General features: G+C 65.7%; 5 protein-coding genes. All 5 read left to right on the plus strand.

Translation table 11 applies throughout. The annotated features are described in order from the left end of the window. On the plus strand, positions 1 to 489 hold a 489-nt coding region (locus QZV94_RS23900), incomplete at its 5' end, for a DNA cytosine methyltransferase (protein ID WP_293682803.1). Then, a complete protein-coding gene (locus QZV94_RS23905; protein WP_293682805.1) occupies positions 486 to 1,211 on the plus strand; it encodes a GIY-YIG nuclease family protein in 726 nt (241 codons plus the stop codon). The genes QZV94_RS23900 and QZV94_RS23905, both read left to right, overlap by 4 nt. A 2-nt stretch (positions 1,212 to 1,213) precedes the next feature. After that, a complete protein-coding gene (locus QZV94_RS23910) occupies positions 1,214 to 1,945 on the plus strand; it encodes a hypothetical protein (protein ID WP_293682807.1) in 732 nt (243 codons plus the stop codon). Between the two features lie 22 nt (positions 1,946 to 1,967). Beyond that, on the plus strand, positions 1,968 to 2,153 hold the full coding sequence (locus QZV94_RS23915; RefSeq protein ID WP_293682809.1) for a hypothetical protein: 186 nt from the start codon (positions 1,968 to 1,970) through the stop codon (positions 2,151 to 2,153). A 525-nt stretch (positions 2,154 to 2,678) separates the two neighbouring features. After that, positions 2,679 to 3,698, plus strand: a 1,020-nt coding sequence (locus tag QZV94_RS23920; RefSeq protein WP_293682811.1) for a caspase family protein, incomplete at its 3' end; no start/stop codon positions are given.

Here is a 3,698-nt window from a genome sequence, read left to right on the forward strand (position 1 = left end):
AGCACCTTCGCCGATGAGATCGAGGAGAACCCGACAAGCGTCGCCTGGCACACGCCGGCCGAGACCGAACGGCTGCTGACTAAGATGACCCCGCTAAACAAGGCCAAGGTGACGGCCGCGATGCGCGCCGGCCGCCGTATGGTCGGCGGCGTCTACAACCGCACGCGGCTCGACGAGCTGGGCGCAAAGGTGCAGCGCGCGGAAGTCCGGTTCGACGACGTCTCGGGCTGCCTGCGCACCCCGGCCGGCGGCTCCAGCCGCCAGGTCATCCTGGTGATCGACGGCAAGACGATCCGCTCGCGCCTGATCTCGGCGCGCGAGACCGCCCGCCTGATGGGTCTGCCGGACGACTACAAGCTGCCGAAGAACTACAACGAGGCCTACCACCTGACCGGCGATGGCGTGGTGGTAGACGTGGTGCGCCATCTGGCCCAGCACATCCTGGAGCCGTTGCTTGCCGAGGCGCTGGAGGCGCGCGAGGTGGCGTGACCGACTTCTTCAGGCGCGACCCCGACGCGGTCAACTTCCCCCCATTCGAGACCGAGGATCTGCGCCGGAACCTGGCGACCTTCCTCGACAGCCCGTTCGACGATCCGTCCGGGACCCGGCCCTTCGTCGGCAACTACCGTTGGGGCGTCTACGCCTTCTTCGACTACGACGGTGAGCCGATTTATGTCGGCCAGACCAACGAGCGCCTGCGCACCCGCATCCGCCGCCACCTGACCAACCAGCGCACCGACGCCGTCGCCATGTCGGTCCTGGACCCCTTCGAGGTCTTCGAGATCGAGGTTTGGCCCCTCCCCCAGTTCCAGGAATCGAACCGCGCCGACCTGGCCGCCCGACAGCACCTCGATGCGCTCGAGCGTCTGATCACCGAACGCGCCGTGGCCGACTCGCAGTTCAAGGCCATCCTCAATGAGAAGGACCCGCCGCCCGGCGACCTAGCCGTCGAGTCGCCGCCCTCCTTCCGGGGCCGCATCGTCTCCGAGCGCGTCCACGAGCTGCGCTCGCATCCCGATTTCCGCATCGCCCGCCGCTCGCTGATCCTCTCGCGGCTCGCCCAGGTGATCTCCGAGCGGAAGGTCCAGGGCGGCCTGCGGCGCGTCCTCCTCACCCAGGCCAAACGCCTGCAGTGGCTGTCGGCCCGCCGCTACGAGGCGCTTGGGGGTGCCGCCTCCGTGCCTGTCGAGGGCGAAGGCGAGGAGACTTAAAAGTGCCTGCTCAATACACCGGCGCCTTAGGCGTTCTTCAGGATTGGCAGGACCTGGCCGGCGCCATGGCCTCTACCTTCGTCGCCGCGGCCGCCATCTTCATCTCGGTCTCGGCGCTGCGGGCCGCGAAGGACCAGGTGAAGCTCGGCCGCGACCAGCTCGATCTGATGCGACGCCACGAAGAGGAGCGGCGAGAAGCCCGGATCAACGCGATGCGGGCCGCGCTCAATCCGACCCTCAGCAGCCTGTGCGCCTGGGCTGAGGCGGTCAGCGACGCGCTAAGAGACCTGCCGGTCAGGAACCCCATCCCGAAGACCGCCCGGGATAAGTTCGCGCCGCCGAAGGTCTCGGAAACCGACCTGAGCCTCATCGTCAACGTGATCGAGGCGGCCGACGACGAGGCCGTCCGCGCCCGGCTGAACCGTCTGATCTCCAACATCCAGGTCCTGACTTCGCGTCTCACCCTGATTTCCAAGGTCCGCAGCGGGTCTTCGGTGATGGCCAGCGAGGTCGACACCTATCTGCTGGACGCGGCGATCGTCTACGCCCAGGCCACGTCGTGCTTCGGCTACGCCCGGCGAAGGGTCGACACCGTCGCGCCTCTAACTTGGAAGAACGTCGACACCGCGATGATGTCGCTCAGCTTTCACGGCCCCCGGTTCAACACCCTGATCGAACGGATCGTCGGGAAAAAAGCGGCCCACCCCGACCCGGAGCGGCTCTACGAGGATTAGGCCGCGTCAGGCCCGGAAAACGATGATCGCCCCCCACCCCACCGAGACCGCGCCCAAGGACGGCCGTGTGATCCGCGGCTGGTTCCGGTTCGCCGGCGGCGCCCAGCTGATCGCGGTGAGCTGGGACCGCGAGCTTGCGACATGGGTTAATCTGGTCGGCGAGCCCATTCCTGAGGGAGCGACCCTCAAGAATTGGGGCGCCGACTAGGCGGCCCACCCGCAGAAATGAAGGCCGCCAGGAGCCTGGCCGCAGGCCAGGCGGGAAGCGCCGTCGAGCGGCTGGCGGCGCGAAGCGCCCGCAGGGGCGGACCCGTAGGAGCCGCGGAACGCGGCGGGACCGAGCACGCCGCCGGCTGCTCTCCTTGCCCGGGGCGTTGCGGGTCGTCCCCGCTGGAAGGGGTCGGCCGAGACCTCAAGGCTCGGACGTAGGGGAAGGCATTCCCCTGGCCAAGATCTCGAAGCGGGCTGCACGCGCCGGTGAGCACGTCAAGGGGCTGACGTGTTTTTACTTGACAAATGCTTGAAAACGAGCTATGCTTTAGGCGTAAGATCAATCTCGAACTTACACAATCCATCTTCCGCCCACAGAGACAGGAGATTGCAACATCGAACACAAGGATTTCTATTATGAATACTACAAGATCTATTCCATCTAACGCCCGTCGAAATATCCAGCGTCGGCTTCCAACGGCCATCGGCGCGATCCCGGCCCCCGTGAGCGGGAGCCGATAGGATGAAACGGCTGACAGCACTGATCATCGGCAACGGCGGCTATCCCGGCGCCGGCGCGCTGAAGAACCCCACAAACGATGCGACCGACCTCGCGGCCTCCCTTCAGGCTCGCGGCTTCGCCGTGACCGCGGTCACGGACGCCAAGGGCGCCGAGATGGACAAGGCCCTGAAGGCCTTCCACGCGGCGTCGAAGGACGGCGACATCGCCTTGTTCTTCTTCGCCGGACACGGCGTGCAGATCGACGGGGAGAACTACCTTCTCGCCACCGACTCCCAAACCGACGACGAGGACGATGCGAAATACAGCTCGCTCGCCCTCAACAAGGTCATCTCCTCGATGGACAAGGCTAAGACCACGACCAACATCATCATTCTCGACGCCTGCCGCAACAATCCGTGGGAACGCGGCTGGCGGGGCGGTGCCCGGGGGATGGCGTCGGTCTATGCGCCGAAGGGAACGCTGATTGCCTTCTCCACTTCGCCGGGCCAGACCGCCAGCGACGGAACGGGCCGCAACGGCGCCTATACCGACGCCCTGCTGAAACACATCGAGACGCCGGACGTGACCATCGAGGCCATGTTCAAGCGGGTGCGCAACACCTTGAGCGCGAACACCGGCGGCAAACAGGTGTCTTGGGAGCACACCTCGCTCTCGGGAGAGTTCTTCTTCAACCTGAGCGTCGCGTCACGGATCACCGACTACGGCGGCAGCGCGATCAAGGACAAGACCTTCGTCCTCGACGAATCCGACCCCGCCCACGTCTCGATCAAGGGATTGAAGTCGCACAACTGGAATGCGCAGAACCCGGTGTTCACGACGCTCGACGCAGCCATGATGAACCGGGCGTCCGCCGACAGCCTGTTCGTCCTGGGTCGCAACATCCTGCAGGCGGCCGACGGCTGCTCTAACAGCGCAGGCTTCTTCATCCAGAACTTCATGAACCGGATGGCGGGCGTCGCGGACGAGAAGCGCAAGGCAGTCCTCGACGGCATGCTGTTCGAGATCTTCTTGAACGCTCAG

It is taken from the genome of uncultured Phenylobacterium sp. (genome assembly GCF_902826855.1).
GTDB lineage: Bacteria > Pseudomonadota > Alphaproteobacteria > Caulobacterales > Caulobacteraceae > Phenylobacterium.